Source organism: Pseudonocardia kunmingensis (assembly GCF_006716445.1).
GTDB classification, from domain to species: domain Bacteria; phylum Actinomycetota; class Actinomycetes; order Mycobacteriales; family Pseudonocardiaceae; genus Pseudonocardia; species Pseudonocardia kunmingensis.
The window spans coordinates 692,481-716,231 of record NZ_VFPA01000002.1 but is presented as its reverse complement, the minus strand read 5'-3'; the positions used below and the strand labels follow the sequence as shown (position 1 = coordinate 716,231).

At 72.1% G+C, this 23,751-nt stretch carries 19 protein-coding genes; 4 read left to right on the top strand and 15 right to left on the bottom strand.

Going from position 1 to position 23,751, the window contains the following annotated elements; translation table 11 throughout:
* Window positions 1–40: 40 nt before the first annotated feature.
* The 8 genes from FB558_RS19210 to FB558_RS19175 all read right to left on the bottom strand — a co-directional run bounded on the left by FB558_RS19210 (window position 41) and on the right by FB558_RS19175 (window position 11,858).
* Complete coding sequence (locus tag FB558_RS19210) at window positions 41–1,324, bottom strand: FAS1-like dehydratase domain-containing protein (RefSeq protein ID WP_142055401.1); 1,284 nt, start codon at window positions 1,322–1,324, stop codon at window positions 41–43.
* Window positions 1,321–3,285, bottom strand: coding sequence for an AMP-binding protein (locus tag FB558_RS19205; protein ID WP_211366679.1), 1,965 nt, complete (start codon window positions 3,283–3,285; stop codon window positions 1,321–1,323). Before FB558_RS19205 ends, FB558_RS19210 begins: the two co-directional genes overlap by 4 nt.
* Before the next feature lie 44 nt (window positions 3,286–3,329).
* The gene (locus FB558_RS19200; RefSeq protein ID WP_142055399.1) at window positions 3,330–4,913 is read right to left on the bottom strand and encodes an ABC transporter substrate-binding protein; all 1,584 of its coding nucleotides are present in this window, start codon (window positions 4,911–4,913) and stop codon (window positions 3,330–3,332) included.
* Window positions 4,910–5,959: an oligopeptide/dipeptide ABC transporter ATP-binding protein gene (locus FB558_RS19195; RefSeq protein WP_142055397.1), complete on the bottom strand. Its 1,050-nt coding sequence runs from the start codon at window positions 5,957–5,959 to the stop codon at window positions 4,910–4,912. The genes FB558_RS19200 and FB558_RS19195 overlap by 4 nt, the downstream gene beginning before the upstream one ends.
* Complete coding sequence (locus tag FB558_RS19190; protein WP_142055395.1) at window positions 5,956–7,899, bottom strand: dipeptide/oligopeptide/nickel ABC transporter permease/ATP-binding protein; 1,944 nt, start codon at window positions 7,897–7,899, stop codon at window positions 5,956–5,958. Before FB558_RS19190 ends, FB558_RS19195 begins: the two co-directional genes overlap by 4 nt.
* Window positions 7,896–8,840 (bottom strand): ABC transporter permease, encoded by a 945-nt coding sequence (locus tag FB558_RS19185; protein WP_142055393.1) that lies wholly within the window; start codon window positions 8,838–8,840, stop codon window positions 7,896–7,898. The genes FB558_RS19190 and FB558_RS19185 overlap by 4 nt, the downstream gene beginning before the upstream one ends.
* Window positions 8,834–10,996, bottom strand: a complete 2,163-nt coding sequence (locus tag FB558_RS19180) for an acetate--CoA ligase family protein (RefSeq protein WP_170231407.1) — start codon at window positions 10,994–10,996, stop codon at window positions 8,834–8,836. The genes FB558_RS19185 and FB558_RS19180 overlap by 7 nt, the downstream gene beginning before the upstream one ends.
* Before the next feature lie 64 nt (window positions 10,997–11,060).
* Window positions 11,061–11,858, bottom strand: coding sequence for an enoyl-CoA hydratase-related protein (locus FB558_RS19175; RefSeq protein WP_170231406.1), 798 nt, complete (start codon window positions 11,856–11,858; stop codon window positions 11,061–11,063).
* A 160-nt stretch (window positions 11,859–12,018) separates the two neighbouring features.
* Between FB558_RS19175 and FB558_RS19170 the strand changes: the two genes are divergently transcribed.
* A complete protein-coding gene (locus FB558_RS19170) occupies window positions 12,019–13,446 on the top strand; it encodes a FadR/GntR family transcriptional regulator (protein ID WP_142055387.1) in 1,428 nt (475 codons plus the stop codon).
* Between the two features lie 47 nt (window positions 13,447–13,493).
* On the opposite strand, the gene FB558_RS19165 is transcribed toward FB558_RS19170, so the two are convergent.
* The 5 genes from FB558_RS19165 to FB558_RS19145 all read right to left on the bottom strand — a co-directional run bounded on the left by FB558_RS19165 (window position 13,494) and on the right by FB558_RS19145 (window position 18,220).
* On the bottom strand, window positions 13,494–15,047 hold the full coding sequence (locus FB558_RS19165; RefSeq protein WP_211366678.1) for an AMP-binding protein: 1,554 nt from the start codon (window positions 15,045–15,047) through the stop codon (window positions 13,494–13,496).
* Window positions 15,048–15,201: 154 nt separating this feature from the next.
* Window positions 15,202–15,825 (bottom strand): thiolase family protein, encoded by a 624-nt coding sequence (locus FB558_RS19160; RefSeq protein ID WP_142055385.1) that lies wholly within the window; start codon window positions 15,823–15,825, stop codon window positions 15,202–15,204.
* 550 nt (window positions 15,826–16,375) lie between these two features.
* A complete protein-coding gene (locus FB558_RS19155; RefSeq protein ID WP_142055383.1) occupies window positions 16,376–17,149 on the bottom strand; it encodes an SDR family NAD(P)-dependent oxidoreductase in 774 nt (257 codons plus the stop codon).
* Between the two features lie 10 nt (window positions 17,150–17,159).
* Window positions 17,160–17,351 carry a ferredoxin gene (locus FB558_RS19150; protein ID WP_142055381.1) on the bottom strand — a complete coding sequence of 64 codons (192 nt, stop codon included), beginning with the start codon at window positions 17,349–17,351 and terminating at the stop codon, window positions 17,160–17,162.
* Window positions 17,348–18,220 (bottom strand): NAD(P)-dependent oxidoreductase, encoded by an 873-nt coding sequence (locus FB558_RS19145; RefSeq protein WP_142055379.1) that lies wholly within the window; start codon window positions 18,218–18,220, stop codon window positions 17,348–17,350. The genes FB558_RS19150 and FB558_RS19145 overlap by 4 nt, the downstream gene beginning before the upstream one ends.
* Before the next feature lie 205 nt (window positions 18,221–18,425).
* On the opposite strand from FB558_RS19145, the gene FB558_RS19140 reads away from it, so the two are divergent.
* The 3 genes from FB558_RS19140 to FB558_RS19130 are packed head-to-tail and all read left to right on the top strand — an operon-like array spanning window position 18,426 to window position 22,003.
* Window positions 18,426–19,634: a cytochrome P450 gene (locus FB558_RS19140; protein WP_142055377.1), complete on the top strand. Its 1,209-nt coding sequence runs from the start codon at window positions 18,426–18,428 to the stop codon at window positions 19,632–19,634.
* 16 nt (window positions 19,635–19,650) lie between these two features.
* Window positions 19,651–21,123, top strand: a complete 1,473-nt coding sequence (locus tag FB558_RS19135; RefSeq protein WP_142055375.1) for an aldehyde dehydrogenase family protein — start codon at window positions 19,651–19,653, stop codon at window positions 21,121–21,123.
* Window positions 21,124–21,142: 19 nt separating this feature from the next.
* Window positions 21,143–22,003, top strand: coding sequence for a mycofactocin-coupled SDR family oxidoreductase (locus FB558_RS19130; protein WP_142055373.1), 861 nt, complete (start codon window positions 21,143–21,145; stop codon window positions 22,001–22,003).
* A 57-nt stretch (window positions 22,004–22,060) separates the two neighbouring features.
* Here the strand turns inward: FB558_RS19130 and FB558_RS19125 are convergent, their stop codons facing one another.
* Window positions 22,061–22,810: a tyrosine-protein phosphatase gene (locus tag FB558_RS19125; RefSeq protein ID WP_142055371.1), complete on the bottom strand. Its 750-nt coding sequence runs from the start codon at window positions 22,808–22,810 to the stop codon at window positions 22,061–22,063.
* A gap of 22 nt (window positions 22,811–22,832) precedes the next feature.
* Window positions 22,833–23,750 carry an alpha/beta fold hydrolase gene (locus tag FB558_RS19120; protein ID WP_211366782.1) on the bottom strand — a complete coding sequence of 306 codons (918 nt, stop codon included), beginning with the start codon at window positions 23,748–23,750 and terminating at the stop codon, window positions 22,833–22,835.
* Between the last annotated feature and the right edge of the window lies 1 nt (window position 23,751).

Below are 23,751 nucleotides of genomic sequence, written 5' to 3'. Positions count from 1 at the left end.
CAGGATCCTCATTCGCCGCGAACCTTGCGCAGCGCCCGGATCAGCGCGTGTCGGCCAGCAGCTCGCCGTGCGTACTCAGCATCTCGATCGCCTTGCGCTGCAGCTCGACGGGAACATCGGGGAGCAGGGCGGGACCGTGCTCCCGGCTCGGCAGGGCGAGGATCGCGGTACCGCGGATCGTCTCCTCACCGCGCTGGTTGGTCCCCCGGAACGCCACGTCGACGAACCACTGGCCGGCCCGCTCGTGCTTCGCGGTGACCTCACCGCCGAAGTACTGCACGTCGCCCTGGTAGTTGAACTTGCGGATCTCGTCGTGCTGCGAAACCACCCAGCCGTCGTCGCCCGCCCAGTCGGTGAGGAAGTGGTGCGCCCAGCACTCGCGCAGCACGCCGTAGTCGTACGCGCGCGGGTTGCCGATCGCCTGCGCCCACGCCGAGTCCCAGTGCACGCGCTGCGCGACGTCCGGCACCCCGTAGGAGTTTTTGACGAAGAACGGCGCGATCCGCTGCCGGTTCTGGTGCGCCATGCGCCCGGTCCTGAGCCCGTACGGCACGAACCCGTACCCACCCGCGTGGAACACGATCATGTCGGTGGTGGTGAGCGGACCCTTCACCATCGGCGCGAGCTCCTCGCCGACGGCGACGTCCTCGACATGGCGGGTGGCCGCGCCGCGGCGCTGCTCCGCGGCGTAGAGCTCCTCGAGCTTCGCGATGTCCTCGTCGGTGTAGGAGGGCGCCTCGAGGCCCGAGTACTTCCCGCGCTCGCGGGCCCTCTTCCGCTCGGTGTAGATCACCAGCGTGCGATACACGCCGATGACCTCGGCGTTTCCGTTCATCTTCACCTGGCGGCGGACCTTGACCACCGACCGGCCCGCGAACTCGGAGCGCTTGACGTCGACCGACTCCAGCCCGCCGAAGCTGTACACGGTGTCGCCGGGGCGGATCGGCCGGTACCAGTCCCACGTCCCGCCCGAGACGAAGGCGTGGATCCCGCGGTAGCTGCCGCCCCGCTCCTCGCGGCTCGGCTTCTCCCCGCGCAGCGGGGAGTTGAGGATCCCAGCCATGATCGGCGGGGCGATCTGCCCACCCCACCGGGTTCCCCGCCCGTAGTCGGGGTCGGTGAACAGCGGGTTGTCGTCGCCGTAGGAGTGCGCGAAGTTGCGGATCGCCTCCGGCGTCGCCGTGCTCAGGTACTCCTGCTCCCGGCTCGCCCAGTCGCGGCCGAGGATCGCGCGGTCCTTGTCGATGTCCGCGTCCTGCAGCTCCGCGGAGGTCTGCTTCGCGAACTCCTCCTGCTGCTGGGCGTCCGTGCGGGTCTCGCTCATGCCGGTCCTTCCTGCGTCGGTGTGGGCTCGGCGAACATCGCCTGCACATCCGGCCTACTGATCTTCAGCGACGGGGTACGTGGGAGGTCATCGACGATCTTGATCTCCGCGGGCAGCTGGTAGCGGGCCAGCCGCTGCGCCAGCCACTCGCGCAGCTGCTCCGGACCGGGGTGAGCGATGCCGTCGCGTACCGTCGCCGCCACGACGGGCAGCTCGCCGAGACGATCGTCCGGGATCCCCACGGCCGCCGCGTCGCGGACCGCGGGGTGTTCGCGCAGGGCGTCCTCGATCACGCTCGGCACGATCTTGAACCCGCCCCGGTTGATCGCGTCGTCGGCACGCCCGTGGATGTAGAGGAACCCCTCGGCGTCGAGGCTGGCGAGATCGGTGGTGCGCACCCACCCGTCGCCGGGCAGCTGGGCGCCACGGGCCTCGAGCACCCCGACGGTTCCGGTCGGGACCGACCGGCCCGTCGTGTCGTCGACGATCCGCAGCTCGATGCTGCGGAACGCACGGCCGACGCTCCCGCGCTTGGCCGCGCCCCACTCGTCGTAGAGCGCCGCGTTCCAGCCGGCGATCGCCCCCGCGAACTCGGTGGCGCCGTAGACGCTGAACACCGGCACCCCGAACCGCGCGGCGAAGCGGTCGGCGTCGTCGGGGTTCAGCGGGGCCGTGCCGGACGACACCTGCCGGACGCCCTCGAACGTGTCGGCAGGCAGATCGGACTGCAACACCATCCGCATCGCCGTCGGCGCCAGCCCGACCCGCCGGGGCTTCGTCCGGCGGACCAACTCGGCCCAGCGCTCCACCTCGAACCGCTCCAGCAGCGCGGTCTGCAGCCCCGCCGCCACGTTGGCGATCACGAAGTACAGCCCGCCGATGTGCACCAGCGAGGTCCACAGGATCGCGGGGTGCGAGCGCAGCCGCACCTCCTCCACCCGCACCGGAGTGCCCGACGCCTCGAACGCCGCGGTGAGCTCGGCGTAGCCCAGCTCCACCCGCTTGGGACGCCCGGTCGTTCCGCTGGTCTGCATCAGGACGGCGACATCGCCTGGCTCGGCGGGCGGAGGCGCGGGCGTCCAGTCCGCCGGGTGGGGGAGCAGCGGCCGATCGTCCTCGCCGGTCCGCAGCGGCAGCGCGCCGATTTCGGTCGCTGCCGCCGCCACCCCTGCCCGCGCCCAGTCCCGGGCATCGGCCACGACGACCTGCGGGGCGAGCGTCCGGATGTCCTCGGCGAGCGCGACGTCACCGTGGAACGGGCTCAACGTCACGACCTCACGCCCGGTGGCGATCACCGCGACGAGCGCGGCGAAATGCCCGGGCCGGTTGCGCAGCACGATGCCGATGCGGCGCACGTCCGGCGCAGCCACCGCACCGAGCAACCGGTCCAGATCGTCCACCGCACGCTGGACGAAGGCCCACGGGTACTCACGGTCCTCGAAGGTCAGCGCGATCGCGTTCGGCGCGGCGGCGAGCACCCTGCGCAGCCGGGCGGGAAGCGGTCGATTGTCACTGGTCGGCACGTTCATGTCCTTCGGTAGTGGAACTGCCCGGACCCGCTTCAGCAGGGCCTCGAGTGCGGAGTCGCGCGGGTTGGGTCCGATGTAGGCGGAGACGCCGATGACCTCGCCTACCTCCGGTACCTCGGCCGGGAGGTCGTCGACGAGCACGCTGGGCGGGTCCGCGGCCAGTTCGGCCGGCAGGATCCACCGGCCGGCCCGGTCGCGCGCCTGCTTGGCGTAGGCGGCGGCGACGAGGTCGTCGATCCCGGTCTCGCGGGCCCGCCGCCAGGCGTACTCGGCACCGCCCGAGCTCCACAGCAGCACCGGGATACCGCGTTCGCGAAGGGCGCCGAGCAGCTCCCGGGCGAACGGCCGCAGCGAACGTCCGGTGATGCCGTCGACCACCGTGCCGTCGACGTCGAACAGCCACGGCCGCGCGAGTGCCCTATTTAGTACCATCTATTATCCGCGCTGCCAAGTGACCTGCCATGTCGAGCCGGTGGTCACTGCTCGGCCCACAGGTGGAACGGGCGCGGGGCGATGTCCTCGGGCGCGAACACCGGCTGCTGCGAGGCGTGCACGGTACTGCGCAGGCCGGCGGAGCGCGGGATCTGGCTCAGCGGGAACAGCACGCCGCGCTCGACCGTGGCCCGCTGCAGCTCGTCAAACACGGCCTTGCGGGCGGGCGGGTCGGACAGCGCCGCGCCCTCGGCGTAGCGGGCATCGAGGTCGGCCAGGTCGGTCAGGTCGAACGGGTTGTAGATGCCCGCGTTCGACACGGTGCGGGTCCACCACTGGTCGATGTCGATCGACGTCGGCACGAAGTAGCCCGCAGGGAAATGTCCCTTGCGCACCTCTGCGGTGTACTGCCCCTGCCCGACGTCGACGATCTCCATGGTGATCCCGCCGTCGGCGAGCAGCTGCGCGACCGTCTCGTTCACCGTCTTGATCACCGGCTGGTTGCCGACCTGGAAGCTGAAGCCCTGCGGGTATCCGGCTTCGGCCAGCAGCTGCCTGGCCTTGTCGACATCGGCCTGGCGCAGCGACTCGAGCTCGGGGTCATACCACGTCGACCCCGGTGCGGCGAACCCGCCGCTCGCCGACTCGCCCTTGCCCGCCAGCACCGCCATGTTGTAGGCCTCGCGGTCGAGCAGGTACCCGACCGCCTCGCGCACCTTCGGTTCGGCGAACGCCGGGACCAGCGAACCCTCCCGATCCATGATCAGGAAGCTTGCGGTGATGGTGAAGTCCGACAGGGTCCGCAGACCGGCCGACTCCGCGGCCTCGATCTGGCCCGGCTGCAGCGTCGCCATGACGTCGGCCTGCCCGCTCTGCGTGGCGTTGAGCCGGGCGTTGTCCTCCTGGATGATCTTTACCTCGACGGTCTCGGCCTTCACCGCGTCGCGGTTCCAGTAGTCGGGGTTGGCCCGGAACACGTGCTGCGCGCCCTCGCGGTGCTCCCCCGCCTCCCAGATCCAGCCGCCGCTGCCGGCGGGGTTGCGGGTCAGGTCCGTGCCGTCCTGGACCGCTTTCGGGCTCACCATCGCGCCCGCGACGGTCGCCATGCTGTACGGGAAGTTGGGCGACGGCACCGAGAACGCGACGTCCACCGTGACCGGGTCGAGCACCGTCACCTCGGCGATCGGCGCGTAGATGTTGGTGTACGGCCCGCCGGTGACGGTCTTCGCGCGCTCGAGGTTGAGCTTCACCGTCTCGGCGTCGAACCGAGACCCGTCGTGGAAGACCACGTCGTCGCGCAGCGTGAACCGCCACGTGCTGGGGTCCGGCTGGCTCCACCCGGTGGCCAGCCACGGCACGACGTCGAAGTTCTCGTCCATGCTGGTGAGCGTGTCGTACACCGGGAAGATCACCGGACCGTTCTGGGTGGTGGTCCGGGGCGGGTCGAACGACGGGGTCTCCTGCCACGTCGCGTAGCGCAGCGTTCCGGTCGGGGCGGCCGGCACCCCCTGGGTGGTCACCAGCTCAGTGGCGGTGCTCGCGCCGCTGCCGGCGCCGCCGCCGCAGCCGGTGATCACCAGCATGGCGGCGCCGAGTACGGCGGCGAGCGCTCGGGTGGTCCTGTTCATCGGTTCCTCTGCAGGGTCGTGGCGTCGATGGCGAGATGGCAGGCGACGCGGCCGCCGCCCTCGACCGGCGACCAGTCTGGGAAGGACCGCTCGCAGACGGCCATGCGGTGCGGGCAGCGCGCGGCGAACGGGCAGCCGCGGGTCGCGTCGGGCGCCGGCCCCACGGGCACGATGTCGAGCTCGCGGCGGCGCCTGCGCTGCTCGCGCTGGCGCGCTGGGTCCGGGTCGGGCGCGGCGGCGAGCAGCGCTTGCGTGTACGGATGGGCCGGCTGCTCGCAGACCCGGTCGGCCGGGCCCTCCTCGACGATCCGGCTGCGGTACATCACCGCGATCCGCTCGCTGGTGTGGCGCACCACCGCCAGGTCGTGCGCGATGAACAGGTAGGCGACGCCCGTGCGTTCCTGGACGTCTTCGAGCAGGTTGACGACCTGGCTCTGCACCGAGACGTCGAGCGCGCTCACCGGCTCGTCCAGGATGATCAACCGCGGCTCGACGGCCAGCGCCTTGGCGATCGCCACACGCTGACGCTGGCCACCGGAGAGCTCGTAGGGGTAGCGGCGCAGGTGATGCGCGGCCAGGCCGACCTGGTCGAGCAGGTCGGCGACCCGGTCCACCGCAGCCCGTCCCCGGGCGATGGAGTGCACGGCCAGCGGCTCGGCGAGGATGTTCCCGATGGTCATCGTCTGATCGAGCGATCCGAGCGGGTCCTGGAACACGGCCTGCACGGCCCTGCGGTAGGCCGTCGGTGCGCGGCGGCCGAACTCGTCCACCCGGAACCCGGCCACCTCGATGCGGCCGGCGTCCGCGCGCAGCAGGCGCAGGATCGCCCTGGCCGTCGTCGACTTGCCCGACCCCGACTCGCCGACCAGGCCGAGCGTGCTGCCCGCGTCGAGCTGCAGGTCGGCGCCCGTCACCGCGGTGACGCGAGACGGGGGGCGCCACGGCACGCGGCGACGGCCCGCCATCGTGACGGTGAGTCCCTCCACCCGCAGCACGGGCGCGACGGCCTCCCGCGCCGCGGCGGGCACCTGTCCAGCCGCGATCATCGGCCCTCCTCCGTCGGTACCAGCGCGCGGTCGGGTGCCTCGGCGACCCCGGTCAGCTCCAGCTCGCCGGATCGGACGCAACGCGCGGCCCGGGCCGGGCCGGGCTGCGACGCCAGCAGCTCCACCGGGGCCGCGCGGCAGCGGTCCTGCGCATAGCGGCACCGCTGCGCGAAGTGGCAGCTCTGCGGCCACTGCGCAGGCGGCGGCACCACACCGGGGATCGAGGGCAGCCGCCCGACGCGGCGCACGTTGCGCGGCAGCGAGCCGAGCAACCCCTCGGTATAGGGGTGCGCGGGCCGCGCGAAGACCTCCGCGGTCGGTCCGGCCTCGACCAGCTGCCCGGCATACATCACCGCGACCCGGTCGGCCACGTCCGCGACGACGCCCAGGTCGTGGGTGATCAGCAGGATCGACATGCCGGTACTCCCCCGCAGCTCCAGCAACAGATCGAGCACCTGGCCCTGCACCGTGACGTCCAGCGCGGTCGTCGGCTCGTCGGCGATCAGCAGCTGCGGCCGGCACGCGAGCGCCATCGCGATCATCACCCGCTGCGCCATCCCGCCGGAGAACTGGTGCGGATAGTCGCGCATCCGCAGCTGCGGGTCCGGGACGTGCACCTGCTCGAACAGCTCGACCACCCGCCGGGCCACCTCTTCGCGGCCCATGTCGGTGTGTTCGCGCAGCACCTCCGCGACCTGGTCGCCCACCGTGTAGGCCGGGTTGAGACTCGCGATCGGCTCCTGGAACACCACACCGATCCGGCCCCCGCGCACCGCGCGCAGCTCGTCGAAGGTCCGCCCGGTCAGCTCCTGCCCGTCCAGCGCCACGGTGGCCGCCGCGACCCGGCCCGGGTCGGGCACCAGCCCGAGCAGTGCCATCGCCGTGACGCTCTTCCCGCTGCCCGACTCCCCCACGAGGCCGACGATCTCCCCGCGCCCCACGTCCAGCGACACGCCCTGCACGACCTCCATCGGGGAGCCGTCGGCGCCCGGGAACGAGACCGTCAGGTCCGACACCCGCAGCAGCGGGTCGGGCACCGACGCGCCCGGGAGCGCCGCGACGGGTGAGCCCACCACCGGCTGAACCGGGTTCACCCCGAGCGAGCCGCCCTTGGCCTCGCGGGCGAACAGGTCCCGCAGCCCGTCGCCGACCTGGTTGAACGCCAGAACCGTGATCAGGATGGCGACACCGGGCGGCAGCGCAAGGAAGAAGCTCTCCCGGATGCTCGCCTGGGCGTCCGACAGCATGGTGCCCCAGCTCGCCGCGGGCGCCTGCACCCCGAGGCCCAGGAACGACAGCGTCGCCTCGGCGACGATCGCGCCGGCCAGCATGAGCGTCACCTGCACGATCAGCGCGGGCAGGATGTTCGGCAGCACGTGCTGGAACAGGATGCGCCGGTCGCTCCCGCCCGTGACGCGCACGCCGTCGACATAGAGCTCTTCCCGCGCGGCGAGGGTGAGCCCACGCGTCAGTCGCAGCATGATCGTCGCGTAGACCACGCCGACGACGGCCATCGACTTGGCCAGGCCGGGCCCGAGGATCGAGATCAGCGCGATGGCCAGCACCAGGAACGGCACCGACATCACGCCCTCGACGATGCGCATCGCGATCCGGTCGAGCCAGCCGCCGAGGTAGCCGCTGAGCAGGCCGAGCGGGACACCGACCAGCACCGCGATGCCCACAGCCTCGAACGCGGCCAGCAGGGCGATCTGCGCGCCGAACATCAGGCGGGAGAACACGTCGCGACCGAGCTTGTCAGTGCCCAGCAGGTGCTCGGCAGACGGGCTCGCCAACCCCTCCCGGATGTTGCCGTCGTCCGGGCCGAACGGGGCGAGCAGCGGCGCGAACGCCGCGCCGGCCAGCACGACGAGCACCACCGCCGCCCAGAACAGCGTGGCGCGCTGGCGCAGCAGGCGCCTCAGCAGGCGGGAGTGGGTCATGCCGTCCGCACCTTCGGGTTGAGCCAGGCGTAGGAGAGGTCGAGCACCAGGTTCACCACGACCACGATCACGACGGACACCACGACGATGCCCTGGATGACGTCGGGGTCGCGGCGCAGCACCGCGTCGATCGCCAGCGCACCGAGACCGGGCATAGCGAACAACCGCTCGATCACCACCGAGCCGCTGAGCAGGGCCGTCACCTGGAAGGCCACCACCGTCACCACGGGAGCGCCGGCGTTCTTGAGCGCGTGCTTGACCACGACCCGGCTCGTGGACAGCCCCTTGCTGAGCGCCGTGCGCACGTACTCCTGCTGCAGCACTCCGATCAGGCTGGACCGGGTCTGGCGCGAGATGGCCGCAGCGGCGACGAAGCCGAGCGAGATCGACGGCAGCACCAGGCTCTGCGCCCAGGCCACCGGGTCCTCGTCGAGCGCGACGTAGCCGACGGCGGGGAAGATCGGCAGCTGGATCGCGAACGCCAGCACCAGCAGCAGGCCCAGCCAGAAGTTGGGCACCGCCTGTCCGACCGTGGCGACGAGGCTCACCGCGCGGTCGGCAGGCCGCCCCGCACGCAGGGCGCTCCAGATCCCGGTGGGCACCCCGAGCAGCAGCCCGACGAACAGCCCGCCCAGCGCCAGCGACAAGGTCACCGGCAGCGCCTGCACGAGCGAGGTGGTGACCGAGGCGCCGGTGTAGACGGACTCACCCATGTCGCCGCGCACCGCGCCGGCGAGCCAGTCGACGTACTGCACGACGGCGGGCCGGTCCAGACCGTGCTCGGCGCGCACCGCCGCTACCTGCTCTGCCGTGGCCGTCGGCCCGACGATGATCTCGGCGGGATCCACGGTGGACAGCTGGCCGAGGAAGAACGTCGCCGTGGCGACGAGGAACACCAGCGGGATCATGGCCAGTACCCGCAAGCCCGTCGCCCTCAGCACGGCGTCGCCTCCGCCGTTGTGGCCGCCCCTGTCGTGGAGACTGCAGCCAGCGCGTCGACGGCGACGACCGCGCCGTCCGCCACCACCAGCGGGTTGATCTCGATCTCCTGCAGCTCGTGGTCGGTGGCCAGCAGGCCGCCAAGGCCGACGACGACATCGGCCACCCGGTCGGCCTCCGCCTCGCTCAGGCCGCGCGGGTGGCCGACCAGCCTGCCGCCGGCGAGCCCGCCGACGAGGTCGCGAGCGGCCGAACGGTCGAGCGGGGCGAGCGCGAGACGCCGCTCCCGGGTGATCTCGACGAGGACGCCGCCGAGCCCGACGGTGACCACCGGGCCGAACGTCGGGTCCCGCAGGGCGGCGCACACGATCTCCAGGCCGCGCGGCGGCGCCATCTCCTGGACCAGCACCGCCGCCGGCGGCGCACCCTCCGGTCGCAGCGTCGTCGCCAGCTCTTCCAGCTCCCGGTAGGCGCAGCGCACCGCGTCGGAGTCGACAACACCGAGCCGGAGCGCGCCGTGCTCGCTCTTGTGCGTCAGCCAGTCCGCGGAGAGCTTGAGCGCCACCGGCCGGCCGATCTCCTCCGCGGCGGCCACGGCCGACTCGGAATCGACCACGAGCCGCTCACCCGGCACCGGCACCCCGGCCGCGACGACGTATCGCCGCGCGACGTGCTCGGCGAGCGCGGCGCTCACCGGTGGTTCGACGCGCAACGCGGGCGCGGCACCGGTGCGCGGCGGCGCGTCGAGCAGGACGGCGCGATCACGCTCGTAGGCCCACAGCCGGCCGAGGGCGCGGATCATCCGGTTCGGATCGACGAACGCGGGGACGCCGCGCTCGGTCAGGTCCAGCGCGACGTCCGGTTGCGAAGCGAACGCCGTGAACGGCTTGTCCGTGGCCTCGGCGGCCCGCTGGATCGTCTCGCGCAGCCCGGGGCCCAGCCCCCGCGCGACCCCCGACACACACACCATGTCGTAGTCCGGCGCCGCGCTGACGGTGGCGAACAGCTCCTGCAGCATCGATTGGTCGTTGACGATCTGTGCGGTCGGGTCGATCGGGTTGCGGACCGACCCGAAGCTCGGCACGAGCGCTCCGAGCCGGGTGGCCGGCTCCGGCGAGGGCTCCGGGAGCTCCAGCCCCGCGGCCTCGGCGACGTCGGCCATCAGCACGCCGGCGCCACCGCTGGAGGTCACGACGGCCAGCCGCGATCCCCGCGGACGCCGCCCCGCCGAGAACGCGCGCAGCTGCTCCACCAGCTCGCGCGGCCCCTCGACGCGCAGGATCCCCACGCCGTCGAACGCCGCCGATACGACGTCGTCCGCCGAGGCGAGCGCACCGGTGTGGCTGGCCGCAGCGCGCATCCCCACCGCCGACCGACCGGTCCGCACCGCCACCACCGGCTTGCCCAGCTCGAGCGCGCGGCGGGCGCCGGCCAGCAGGAGGTCGGGCCGGCGCAGACCCTCCAGGAACAGCCCGATCGCCTCCACGTCGGGCTGTTCGGCGAGATGCCCGACGAGCTCCCCACTCGAGACGTCCGCCTCGTTGCCGGTGGCGCACATGTAGGAGACGCCGAGCCCGCTGCTCTGCGCCATCTCGAACATCGACATGCCGAACCCGCCGCTCTGGCTGACGAGCGCCGTGCCGCCGAGCTTCTGCGGCACACCGTCGATCGTGGAGAAGACGGCGCGCAGCCCGATGGTGAGGTTGACGATGCCGATGCAGTTGGGCCCGCAGATCCGCATCCCGGCATCGGCGCCGATCGCGGCCAGCTCCTCTTGCGCCCGGCGCCCCTCCTCGCCGGCCTCCCCGAAACCGGCCGACAGGACCAGCAGGGACCGCGCGCCGCGATCTGCAGCCGCGCGCGCGATGCCCGGCACCTCCGCACCGGGCGCGACCACGATCGCGAGGTCGACGGGCTCGGGGACCGCGCCGATGTCGGGATGCGCCGCCAGCCCCTGGACCGTGGACCGCCTGCTGTTCACCGGGTACACAGCGCCGCGATAGGTCTCCTTCAGCCGGGCCAGGATCCGGCCGCCGATCCGGGCCGGCTGGTCCGATGCCCCGATCACGGCGATCGAGCGCGGGGCGACCAACGGTGTCAGTGACCCGGCCTGGGGGCTGTCGGTGGGCGGGTCGCTTGCGGGCGCGGTCAGGGTCACGACGAGCGCACTCCTTCGACGACGGCGGCGGTTGACGGGACCTCCCGATGTTCGTGAGCTCCGCTCAGCCCGGAGCGCGCCGTCTCGCGAGACGGTCGGCGAACTCCGGGCGGTCGAGGCTCTCGAAGACGAGCTCACGAGAGGTGGCGTAGGCGTCGTCCCAGGTCTGCGACCAGGAGCTGTACACCTGCTCGCGCATCTGTGCCAGGGACCAGGCCGAGGTGCCGGCGACGAGGTCGGCGGCGTAGGCCCGGGCGACGTCGCCCAGGTCAGCGGCCGGTACAACCCGCTGCACCAGGCCGATCCGCAGGGCTTCTGCACTGTCCACGGTCCGGGAGGAGTACAGCAGGTCCAGCGCCGAGCCGGTGCCGACCTGCCGCGCCAGCAGCCAGGCGATGCCACCTTCGGCCGTCAGGCCGAGCCGCGCGAACGCCGTGGTGAAGGTGGCTGTGTCGGAGGCGAGGCGGACGTCGGCGAACAGGGCGTGGGCCATCCCGATCCCGGCCGCCGGTCCGTTCACGGCGGCGACGAGCGGCGTGCGTAGCCGCATCGCCATGTCGAACGCGAACTCCTGCTCGGCCTCCCGCTGCCGCAGGGTCGCGGCGTCGAGACCATCGAGCGCCGCGAGATCGGCACCGGCGCTGAACGCCCGGCCCGCGCCGGTGACCACGATCGCCCGGACCGCCGGATCGCGGTCCGCTGCGGCCAGCGCCGCCAGGTACCGCTCCCGCATCTCCGCCGTGAAGGCGTTCAGCCGGTGCGGGCGGTTCAACGTGATCGACGCAATTCCGGCCTCTGTATTCGAGACCACGGACTGGCTGGCCTCCGCGCCGTTCGGCGCGTCCTCATCGAATACGATCACGGTCAGACCTCCCGGCGCTCAGCATTGAGCGGTGTGACCTGCAGTGTTATCGCGATCTTGCGGCCGACGTACGGACTGGCGTGCCGACTGAGCCGACACTCGGGAGCGGACCCATCTCTCGACATCAACTCCTCGATTCACAAATTAGTACCATGTTAACGTGCAGCCTGCCAAGGGTGCACTGTTCTCCCGGGCTCGTCTGCGGCAGGAAGGGCAGGTCGAGAAGATGAAGCCGGTTCCGGCGCTCTCGGGGGTCAAGCAGAAGCTCGCGGAGCGGGTGGCGCGCCGGATCGAGGACGACATCGTGCGCCGCGGCTGGCCGGTGGGCGAGGGGCTCGGCTCGGAGGCCGAGCTCGTGGTTCGCTACGGCGTGTCCCGTGCGATCCTGCGCGAGGCGCTCGGCATCCTCACCTACAAGCAGGTCGTCGCGATGCGCCGCGGTCGCTCGGGCGGTCTCGTCGTCCACGCCCCGGCCGCCGCCGTGGTCGCCGGGTCCGTCGCAACCTATCTGCATCTCATCGGCGTCTCCGTCGACGAGCTCTACGACGCGCGCATCACGCTCGAGGTGCTCGCCGCGCGGCTCGCCGCCCGGCGGATCGTCGAGGACGACATCGAGCGGTTGCGCACCGTCGCAGCCACCGACCCGATCGGTATGCCGCCGAGCCTCGTGATCGCCGAGGTCAGCCGCAACCCGATGCTCGCCATCCTCGTGCCGACACTCACTCGCGTCACCGGCGCACTGGCCGGCGGCCCACGGCCGGATTTCCGGCTCGGCCCGTCCGCGAAGTCGGCACGCGGACACGCGCTGCGCGCCATCGCCGAGTCCGTCGTGTCCGGCGACGAGGCGACGGCTGCTCGTCGCATGCGTCGGCACCTCGAGGGCGAGCGAACGTGGCTGAAGCGCGCCACGGCGAGCTCCGAGGTCCCAGCCGCGGCGCCCGCATCAGGCGCCACATCCGCGGAGCGGATCGCCTTGACCGTGGCCGGCGCCATCCGACGCGAGGGGCACGCGCCCGGCCACGTCGTCGGGAACGAGGCCGCGTTGCGCGATCGGTTGCAGGTCGGGCGCGCCATGTTCCGGGAGGCCGTACGCATCCTGGAGCACAACGGCGTGGCCCAGATGCGCCAGGGGCCGGGCGGCGGCCTGGTCGTCGCGAGGCCCGACCCCGTCCGGGTGGTCCAGGCACTCGCGCTCTACCTCGAGTGGCTGGCGGTCACCCCGGCCGACCTGCTCGAGGTGCGCGCCGCTGTGGAGCTCCGCGTGGTCGAGCTCGCAGCCGCTCGGTTCCCGGGTGCGGACCCCGAGCCGCTGCTCGCGTCGCTCACCGCAGCCCCCGACGGTGGCCGGGCCGAGGCGGGCGTCCTCGTGACACTGGCCGGGTTGGCGGGCAATCGGCTGCTCGCGCTGTTCACCGCCGCGTTCGGCCGGCTCTCGTCCTTCCGGACCGCCGAACCCGCGCACGACGCGCTCGCTCGGATCGTCGATGCCGTGGTCGTCGGGGATTCGAGCCTCGCGCGGAACAGGACGGCGCGGTACCTGCAGGTGCTGGCCGGGTCGACGACGCCGGGAACCGCGGTTCGGGGATGACGAGATCGTGCCCGTCAGCGCTCGCCCGCGCCGGCGGTGGACTCGCCTCAGCCCCGGACGCGCTCGCGGAGCACGTACTTCTGCACCTTCCCCGCGGCGGTGCGCGGAAGCTCGTCGAGGACGACGAGGTGCTCGGGCGTCTTCTGCCGCGCGACGCCCGCCTCCGCGAAGTGCCGGGCAACCTCGTCCAGGTCCAGTGATCCGGCCGGATCGTGCAGCACCACGACCGCGCAGACCCGCTCGCCGTAGCGGTCGTCCGGCTTGCCCACCGCGATGGCCTCGGCCACGGCGGGGTGCTGGGCGAGCACGTCCTCCACCTCCTTGGAGGAGATGTTCTCCCCGCCCCTGACGATGATGTCCTTCTTCCGGTCGGTGATCGTGAGGTAGCCCTCGTCGTCGAACCGGCCGATGTCCCCGGTGCGGAACCAGCCCTCCGGAAGGAACGAGCCCTCGTCGAGCGCCGGGTCCGTGTACCCGAGGAAGAGCTCGCCGCCGCGGGTGACGATCTCGCCCTCGGCACCCGACGCGACGTCCACGCCGTCGTCGTCGACGAGGCGCACCTCGCTCCCACCGATCACGCGGCCGTCGGTGGTGGCGCGCTTGTGCAGCGGATCCGACGTCGCCCCCGAGCTGATCGTCGGGTGCTCGCTGGAGCCGTAGCAGCGGTACGCGGCAATGCCCGCGCGGTCGGCACGCTGCACGAGGGAGGGCGGCACGCCTGCGGCGCCGACCATGAACTCGCGCAACGACTCCAGGGTCACCGCACCGCGGTCGCGCTCGTCGAGCAGGCCGGCCAGGTGGACGGGCGCGCCGACACCGGACGTCACCTGGTGCTCGTCGACCAACGCAGCAGCTCGGGCAGGGTGCCAGACGTCGAGCACGACGGTCTCGTTGCCGTGGACCAGGATGCGCAGCAGCCCGAGCAGCCCGGCCACGTGTCCGGACGGGAACACCGCCAGGTGCTTGGCCTCCCCCACGCCGTCGCGCAGCATCAGCGGCGAGTGGACCTCCGCGAGGAGCGAGGCGTGCGAATGCTGCACTCCCTTCGGGTCCGCCGTGGTGCCCGAGGTGTAGACGAGCATCGCCCGGTCGGCCGGCCTGACCTCGGGGCGGGAGTACGGCTTGGCCAGCCGCCCGGTGAGGTCGGAGAACGCCACCGCGCCGTCGGGCACCTGCTCGTCGGCGACGATCACGGCCCGCAGGCCGGGCAGATCACCGAGACCCGCGACCACCGCGGCATGGTCGCGGCCGCGCCACACCCCCGGCACGACGATCGCGCGCGCCCCGGACTGGCGGAGGATGAAGCCGAGCTCCCGCGGCCCGTAGATCTGCACGATGGGCAGCAGCACGGCGCCACAGAGCGCGACGGCCGTCTGGGCGACCGCACCCTCGTACACGTTGGGCATCTGGACCGCGACGACATCGCCCGGACCGATCCCCAGGCCCTGCAGTGCGCCCGCCACCCGCTCGGCGTCGCCCACCAGCTCGCCCAAGGTGGTCGAGGCCGGGCGCTCCGTGCTCGCGAAGACGACCGGGACGGCGCTGTGCGCGGAGGCACCCCGCTCGATCTCGGAGATCAGCGTCATCGCCTCGCCCGTCATCCCAGCCTCCGGTTCCGCACACCACACCTCGTCGTAGGGCTACGCAAGAGTAGCCTCTAAAGACAGAGAAGTCAGTCATTACGGCGCAGTCCACCGACAGTCATGCGGCATGCCGCCATGTGAAACCAGAAACAGTATCCGTAATGTGCATAGGTCATTCACGGGCCAGCAGGACGCAACCTGCCAGCGGCCCACCGGCCGTGGACGTCACCGCCACCTGCGGGTCGCCCGCCACCTGACGCTCCCCACCCCGACCCCACAGTTGCACGCAGGCCTCGTGGACCTGGCCGTAGCCGTGCAGCCGGCCTGCCGACAGCTGCCCACCGCTCGTGTTGATCGGCAGCTCGCCGTCCAACGCGATGCGCGAGCCGCCCTCCACGAAGGCGGGCGCCTCGTAGCGCTCGCAGAAGCCGAAGGACTCCAGCCACGTCAAGGTGTGGAAGCTGAAGCCGTCGTACAGCTCGGCCACGTCCACATCGGACGGGGTCAGGTCGGTGCGGTTCCACAGCATCGCCGCCGGGGACGGCGTGGCCTGCGTGGCGAGATTCTCCAGCTGTGCCCACGAGTTGCGGTCCCGCAGCGCCGAACCGACGGCCTCGATGCGGATCGGCGGGTTGCGCAGGTCGGCAGCGCGCTCGCGGCGCGAGAGCACCACCGCGGTCGCGCCGTCGCAGGGAACGTCGCAGTCGAACAGCCGCAGCGGCGTGGAGATCCACCGCGCTGCCAGGTAGTCCTCCATCGTCAAGGGGGTCCGGAAGATCGCGTTGGGGTTGCGCATCGCGTTCCGGCGCCCGTTCAAACGCGATCTGCGCCACCTGCTCGTCGGTCGCCTTCGACTCGTGCTTGTACCGGACGGAGTAGAGGGCCTGCTGCGTGGCTGCCGCGCGCGACCAGTACGGCGCGAACCAGGAGTGCACTCCGTCGACCCGGTCCTCGGAGCGTGCCATGGCGTTGGCGAAGGGACGAATCCTGCGTGCCTGGCCCTCGTACACCGTGCGGAAGACCAGCACGTGGTTCGCCATGCCGGACACGATCGCCCCGATCGCGTTGAACATGGCCCCGAGCTGACCACGTGCGTGTGCAGGTCGACGAGGCCGGGGCAGACGATCGCGCCCCGGCAGTCGAGCAACCGTCGTGGTCCGTTGCCCGTCCAGGGTCGGTTCGACGGCGACGACCCGGTCGCCGCTGATTCCGACGTCGCGCAACCCGTCGATGTCGTTCGCGGGGTCGACGACGCGGCCACCACGAAGGATCACGTCGTAGCGCTCTGGGGCATCCTCGCCCATCCGGTGGCCTCCAAGCCGTCGGGTGCGATCGTGATCAGCAACTCAGAGCGCCATCGAGTAGCCGCCGTTCACCGGCATCGTCTGACCGGTGATCCAGGAGGCCGCTCCGGAGGCGAGGAACAGCACCATCGCCGCGACGTCGTCGGGCGTGCCGAAGCGGCGGATGACGTAGCGGCGCAGTTGCCGAGCGATCGCCTCGTCGTCCGGCGCCGCGTCGCGCACGGTGCCGAGCGACACCGCGTTCACCGTGATGTCGTAGCGGCCGACGGCCTTCGCCAGCGCACGTACGAACCCGGCCGCGCCCGCCTTGGCCGCCGAGTACGGCACGAGGAACGGCTCGCCGACCCGCCCCGCGTCGGAGACGATCGTGATGACGCGCCCCGATCGCCGCTCCACCATCGCGGGGAGCACGGCACGACTCGCGTTCATCACGCCGAACAGGTTGACGTCGAACCACGACCGCCACTCGTCCGGTCCGGTCTCCCAGAACGGCGGCGGGTCCGCTGCGTAGCCCCGCTCCGCCCCGGCGTTGCCCGCGTTGTTCACCAGGACGTCCACCGGTCCGAGCGCGCGCTGAGCCCGCTCGACGAGCGCGGTGACCGCCGCGGGATCGGTGACGTCGCAGGCCAGGCCGATCGCCGTGCCGCCGGCCGCGGTGATCTCCGCCGCAACCTGCTCGGCGCGCTCGCCGACCACGTCGTTCACGACCACGGCGGCTCCCGCAGCAGCCAGGGTGCACGCGACGCCGCGTCCGATGTGACGCCCTCCCCCGGTCACCAGCGCGACGCGCCCGGTGAGGCTGAGCAGATCCACCACCCGCGGTCCCTCAGTTCTCGATCGTGATCGCGCCCTCGGGGCACGCGTCGGCGCCCCGGCCGGCCTGTTCCTCGAGCCCGGGCGGGGCCTCGCCGGCGAACGGCACGGCGTAGCCGACCTCATCGAGTTCGAACACGTCCGGGGCGACCGCATGGCATTGCGCGTGCCCGGCGCACTTCCCACCGTCGACCGTGATCCTCATCGACGCACTCCCTTCTCGACAGGTGTGCAGGCGACGTCCATCGGTCCATCGCCTGCCGCATCCAGCAATGCCGACAGGTCCAGTCCCAGCTCGGCCGCCACGTCCCGGCACGCCGCCACGTCCTTGCGCAGGAACGGCGTGACACCGGCGATGTAGCTCCCGGATCCGCCGCGGCCGGCGATGTAGCGTGCCGCGTTGCTGCCGCCGCTGCTGACGGCGAGGGCGTCGAGCAGCGTCTGCTCCGCGACGCCCATGGCGCGGCCCGCCTCCAGCCCGCGAAGCGTGACCTGGCTGATCGCGGCGAACAGCAGGTTGTTGAGCAGCTTCACCCGCAGCGCCGAACCTCGCGCTCCCGTGGCGATGACAGGTTCGGCGTACGCGCTGACGACCCGCCGCGCCGACTCGACGTGTGCGGTGTCGCCGCCGAGGTACACCGTGAGGCGGCCCTGCGTGATCGCCTCTGCCGTGCCGCTGAACGGGGCGTCGACGATCGCGGCCCGACCAGCGACATTCGCTTCCGCCAGTCGGGCCAGCGTCGACGGGGTGCCGGTCGTGTGCGACACGAGCACGGTGCCGGTGTCCATCGCGCGAACGACCGCGGGCAGCACCTCGAGCACCTGGGCATCGCTGTACAAGCAGCTGACCACGACCTCGGCCACAGCGACGTCCCGCGGATCATCGACGACCGCGGCGCCCGCAGCGGCGAGCCGCTGCCGCACCTCGGCCCGCCGCGCGTACAGGACGACGGGGTGTCCGACAGCCAGCAGCCGCTCCACCATCGGCTCGCCGATCCGGCCGGCGCCGATGAAGCCGATCCTGGTGGACGGGGCGGAAGCCGCACCCTCGTCACCGTTGATCCGCGAACGCATCCCCGCGCCCTCCGTTGGACGTCCCTCAGCTTAACGGTATCCGTTATTCGTCGACGGAGGAAGGCACCGCGCGAACTATTCGCACACCGCCGCAGCTGAGACGACACAGCTCAGACGCCTCGCTGTAATAGGGGCTACCTAAATCGGCCCTTCCACCCTAAGCTCCTGAGAGCCAGCTCACACCGTCACTCGACGAGGAGTGGTCATGACCGGCACCGAACCAGCCGTCCCGACCTGTCCCGTTGTGGGCCACGTCATGAGCCCGCCGCCCGTCCCCGTCGGGACGCTGTTCGATCGCATGGACGGCTATCAGGACCTGTCCCGGCCTGCCGTCCGGACCGAGGAGGCGGGCGGCTACTGGGTCTTCACCGATCAGGAGACGATCCTCGACGGGCTGCAGCAGCCCGACCTGTGGTCCAGCGCGGTGATCGTGCCGATCGAGCCGAACCCGCAGTACAAGTGGATCCCGATCATGCTCGATCCGCCGGAGCACACGCAGTGGCGGCACCTGCTCGGCAGCTACTTCTCGCCGGGCCGGACGAAGGCGATGAAGGACGATCAACACCGGCTGGCCGCCGAGCTGATCGAGGACATGCACCCGAGGGGCCGGGGCGACTTCGTCCGCGAGTTCGCGCGGATCTTCCCGTCCACGATCTTCCTGCAGGTCATGGGGATGCCCAGGAGCAAGCTCGACGACTTCCTGTCGTGGGAGCACATGATCCTGCACCAGGACAGCGAGAGCGACCCCGACGGCGCGATCCGGATGGCCGGCATGCAGGCCGTGCAGACCTATTTCGCCGGGCTCGTCGCGCAGCGGCGGGCCAACCCGGACCCGGACGCGCGCGATGTCGTCAGCGCCGCGGTGTCCTGGGAGATCGACGGCCGGCCGGTCAGCGACGGCGACGTGCTCAACTGCCTGCTCCTGCTGTTCATGGCGGGCCTGGACACGGTGGCGAGCCAGTCGTCCTACGCCCTGTACCACCTCGCGACGCATCGCGAGGACCGCAAGCGGATCGTGGCCGAGCCCGGGCTGATCCCGCACGCCGTCGAGGAACTGATGCGGGCGTACCCCATCGTGCAGACGGCCCGGAAGGCCACCCGCGACGCGGACTTCCACGGCTGCCCCGTCAAGGCGGGGGACATGGCGGCGTTCCCGCTCTCCGCGGCGGGGCGCGACGAGTCCGTCTATGCCGACGCCCGCCACGTCGACCTGGACCGAACGGTCACCCGGCACCTCGGTTTCGGCGGCGGCCCGCACCGCTGCCTCGGCTCCCACCTGGCCCGCCAGGAGCTCGTCGTGCTGCTCGAGGAGTGGCACCGGCTGATCCCCGACTACGAGGTCGTGGAGCAGCCCGCCGAGCGCGGTGGCGGCGTGTGGGGCCTGGAGTCGCTGAAGCTGCGATGGGCCGTCTGACCCCGAGGAGGACGCCGTGACCGACGACCTGACCTACCGGCTCTACATCGACGGCGGCTGGACCGACAGCGACGGCGACCGACGCATCGAGGTCCTGAACCCGGCGACCGAACAGGTCATCGGGCAGGTACCGCAAGCCACCCGCGGCGACGTGGTGCGTGCGATCGAGGCCGCGCGGCGGGCCTTCGACGACGGGCCGTGGCCGCGCATGGCGCCACGCGAACGTGCCGAGGTGATGCTGCGCCTTGCAGCGGTGATGGAACGCCGGTCGCCCGAGATCGTCGAGCTGAACATCACCGAGGCGGGCTCGACCCGTCCGCTGGCGGAGTCCATCCAGGTGGGCATCCCGGTGCGGCATTTCCGGGACATGGCCGAGCGGGTGATGCCGTCGTTCGCCTGGGAGCGCCCGATCATGCCGTTCGTCGGCGCCGGCATCGGGCAAGGTGTGCTGCGCCGCGAGCCCTTCGGCGTCGTCGGGCTCGTCTCGGCGTACAACTTCCCGTTCTTCCTCAGCGTCATGAAGCTCGCGCCCGCGCTGGCCGCCGGGTGCACCGTCGTGCTCAAGCCGGCCCCGACGACGCCGCTGGAGTCCTTCCTGCTCGCCGACATGGCCGACGAGGCCGGGCTCCCGCCGGGCGTGCTCAACGTCGTCACGGGCGATATCGACGCCGGGCAGGAGCTGACCACGAACCCGATGGTGGACATGGTCAGCTTCACCGGCTCGGACGCCGTCGGGCGGATGGTCTACGGCCAGGCCGCACCCACGCTGAAGAAGGTCGTGCTGGAGCTGGGGGGCAAGTCCGCCAACATCGTCTGTGACGACGCGGACCTCGACCTCGCCGTCGCCGACGTCCTGCGGGGCATCATCGTGCACGCGGGGCAGGGCTGCTCGCTGCTCACCCGCACCCTGGTGCACCGCTCGCGGCACGACGAGCTCGTGGAGAAGGCGACCGCCGCGCTGGCCCGCATCACGGTCGGCGACCCCGCCGAGCCGGGCACGCTGATGGGGCCGCTCATCAGCCAGGCGCAGCGGGACAAAGTGGAGAAGCTCATCAGGACCGGCGAGGAGGAAGGCGCGCGGATCGTGTTCGGCGGCGGTCGCCCCGCCGGGCTCGACAAGGGGTTCTTCGTCGAGCCGACCCTGTTCACCGGCGTCGACAACGCCATGACGATCGCCCGCACCGAGTTCTTCGGGCCCGTGGGTGTGGTCATCCCCTTCGACGACGACGAGCACGCCGTGCGGCTGGCGAACGACAGCCCCTACGGGCTTGCCGCTGCGGTGTGGGCGAGGGACCCGGTCCGCGCCTACGGCATCGCCCAGCAGATCCGCGCCGGCACGGTCACCGTCAACGGGGGCGGCGGTGGTCTCAGCCCGCACGCGGCGTTCGGCGGCTACAAGCAGAGCGGGCTCGGCCGCGAGTGGGGCGAGCACGGGCTCGACGAGTTCCTCCAGACCAAGACCATCGCCTGGGGCGTGGCCAGTGGCTGACCTACGGAAGGAGTCCCGGATGGGCCGGGTGCAGGAGAAGGTCGTCTTCATCACCGGCGCGGCGCGGGGGCAGGGCCGCTCCCACGCCCTCCGGCTGGCCGAGGAGGGCGCAGACATCATCGCCGTGGACATCTGCGCCGACATCTCCACCAACGCCTACCCCCTCGCCACGCAGGAAGACCTCGACGAGACCGTCCGGCAGGTCGAGAAACTCGACCGGCGCATCGTCGCCCGCACCGCGGACGTGCGCGATCCCGCCGCGCTCAAGGCGGCGGTCGCGGATGGCGTGTCCGAGCTCGGCCGCCTCGACGCCGTCGTCGCGCAGGCCGGCATCTGCCCGCTCGGCAGTCAGGAGGCCCAGGCATTCCTCGACGCCGTCACCGTCGACTTCAACGGCGTGGTGAACGCCGTCGACGCAGCGCTGCCCCACCTGGCCGACGGTGGCTCGGTGATCGCGACCGGCTCGCTGGCCGCTCTGATCAGCGGGTCCACCGACAATCCCGCACACGGCTCCGGCGGACTGGGCTACTCCTTCGCCAAGCGCACTGTCGCGGCGTTCGTCAACGACCTCGCGATCGCGCTCGCACCGAGACGGATCCGCGCGAACGCCGTGCACCCCACGAACTGCAACACTGACATGCTCAACAGCGACGTCATGTATCGGCAGTTCCGGCCCGACCTGGAGAACCCGACCCGAGAGGACGCCCTGGGCGCGTTCCCCGCGATGAGCGCCATGGGAGTGCCGTACGTCGAGCCGCATGACATCGCCAATGCCGTGCTGTTCCTGGTGTCCGACGAGTCCCGCTTCGTCACCGGCATGCAGTTCCGCATCGACGCCGGCGGGTACGTCAAGCTCCGCCCGCAGCAACCCGCCTTCTGAGCTCCGTGATCATGCACGGGCGCGTTCCGCGGAACGCGAGCACGCGGACGCTCGTCGTCAGGCAGGAGCGAGCAGCGCCGCCCGCCACGCCTCCATCTCGGCGGCCGTGGTGCCGTGTGCGGCGAGGAAGCCCGCCGCGCCACCCGCGTGGGCGTCGAGGGCCGACAGCACGGTCCGGATGGGTGCGTCGGACAGCGCGGCCGGCGACGGCGGGGCGAACTCGATGTTCCGGTAGGCGGGCCGTCGGACGAGGCTGGCGCGCACCCGCGCCAGCCGCTCGCCCGTGGCCACGTAGTCCGCCACGATGTCGGCGCTGTCCACCCCGGCCACCGCGAGCAGGACGGCGACGGTGATCCCGGTGCGGTCCTTGCCCGCGGCGCAGTGGACGAGCGCGGGGGTCCGGTCGTCGGCCACGACGAACCTCAGGATCTGCGCGAGAGCAGGCCCGGCGTCGTCGAGCATGGCCCGGTAGACCAGCTCGACATCCCCTCGGGACCGCTCCCGGTCCGTCACGCGGGTGAGGTCGACCAGCGGGAGGTGCAAGCGCGCCACCCCACTGGCCGCGATCCAGTCGGCCGCTCGCGGGTCTTCCCGGGGCCCGCGCAGGTCGATGATCGCGCGCAACCCCAACTCGTCGCACAGCCGGTCCGCCGCGGGCGGGGTGAGGTCCTCGAGGTGGTCTCCGCGCAGGAGCACGCCGTCGCGCACCCGCGCCGAGCCTGCGCGCAGGCCGCCGACATCGCGCACGTTGTGCGCGCCGTCCAGGTCGATCCAGCGCGGGCGGTGGGCGGGTGCGGGCGACGCCACGTGGGCCTCCTCGGTTCGTCGGTCAGCTCGGGACGGAGACGGCGGCGGGACGCATGGCCGTCGAGTACTCCCAGTCGGCGAGCAGCGCGCGCAGCCCTGTGACGAGCGCGATCGGCTCGTCGACCATCAGGTGATGGGCGGCGGTAGGGATCTCCACCGACGGCACGGCGCGGCCCAGCCGGTCCACGATCATGTCGCTCATCGCCGCGGGGACGAGCCCATGCTCGGCCCGGAACAGCGCGACCCTGCAGTCGAGCTCGGCGAGTTCGGCCGCCGCGAGCGGGGGCCTGCGGAAGGCCTGCGGGTCGAACTTCCATGCCCACCCGCCCTCGACCGGACGTACGGAGTGCTCGGCGATGTGTGCGACCACGTAGCCCAGTTCCTTCGCCTGTGCGGGCACCAGGCGGAAGTGGCTGATCGCCTTCTCCCGGCTGCGGTAGATGCGCAACGGTCCGAACGCGCGCCCGTCGCGGGCCGCCGCCTCCTCCGGGGTCAGGTCGCGCACCGGCGTGTCCACGGTGATGGCGCCCCCGAGCTCGGCGCCGAACATCCGGGCCGCGGTGAGCGCGACCATGCCGCCCATGCTGTGCCCGACGAGGACCGGCGCCGGCCCGGCACCGCCCGCCCTGCCCACCACGACGGCCTCCTCGGCCCAGCCGGAGAGGCTGTACTCCGCGCGGCGGCCGGAGTCGCCGTGCCCGGTCAGGTCCAGCGCGATGATGCGCCGCCCGGCGGGCGCGGCGAGCAGCGGCGCGATGTGATCCCACCACCGGCTGTGCGCCCCACCACCGTGCACCAGCACGATCCCGCCGTTGCCCGGCGTGCCCCATGCGCGGTAGCGGACCGGCACGCCGGCCACGTCGACCTCACCGACCTCGGCCGCGACGGCCAACGCCTCGCGGAACCAGGACGGCACGGGCTCGGCAGAATCGGGCGGCACG

Coding starts and splice junctions, on each gene's coding strand:
- FB558_RS19210 (WP_142055401.1), bottom strand. CDS start 1,324: ATGAGCGAGACCCGCACGGACGCCCAGCAGCAGGAGGAGTTCGCGAAG.
- FB558_RS19205 (WP_211366679.1), bottom strand. CDS start 3,285: ATGGTACTAAATAGGGCACTCGCGCGGCCGTGGCTGTTCGACGTCGAC.
- FB558_RS19200 (WP_142055399.1), bottom strand. CDS start 4,913: ATGAACAGGACCACCCGAGCGCTCGCCGCCGTACTCGGCGCCGCCATG.
- FB558_RS19195 (WP_142055397.1), bottom strand. CDS start 5,959: ATGATCGCGGCTGGACAGGTGCCCGCCGCGGCGCGGGAGGCCGTCGCG.
- FB558_RS19190 (WP_142055395.1), bottom strand. CDS start 7,899: ATGACCCACTCCCGCCTGCTGAGGCGCCTGCTGCGCCAGCGCGCCACG.
- FB558_RS19165 (WP_211366678.1), bottom strand. CDS start 15,047: ATGACGGGCGAGGCGATGACGCTGATCTCCGAGATCGAGCGGGGTGCC.
- FB558_RS19160 (WP_142055385.1), bottom strand. CDS start 15,825: ATGCGCAACCCCAACGCGATCTTCCGGACCCCCTTGACGATGGAGGAC.
- FB558_RS19150 (WP_142055381.1), bottom strand. CDS start 17,351: ATGAGGATCACGGTCGACGGTGGGAAGTGCGCCGGGCACGCGCAATGC.
- FB558_RS19145 (WP_142055379.1), bottom strand. CDS start 18,220: ATGCGTTCGCGGATCAACGGTGACGAGGGTGCGGCTTCCGCCCCGTCC.
- FB558_RS19140 (WP_142055377.1), top strand. CDS start 18,426: ATGACCGGCACCGAACCAGCCGTCCCGACCTGTCCCGTTGTGGGCCAC.
- FB558_RS19130 (WP_142055373.1), top strand. CDS start 21,143: ATGGGCCGGGTGCAGGAGAAGGTCGTCTTCATCACCGGCGCGGCGCGG.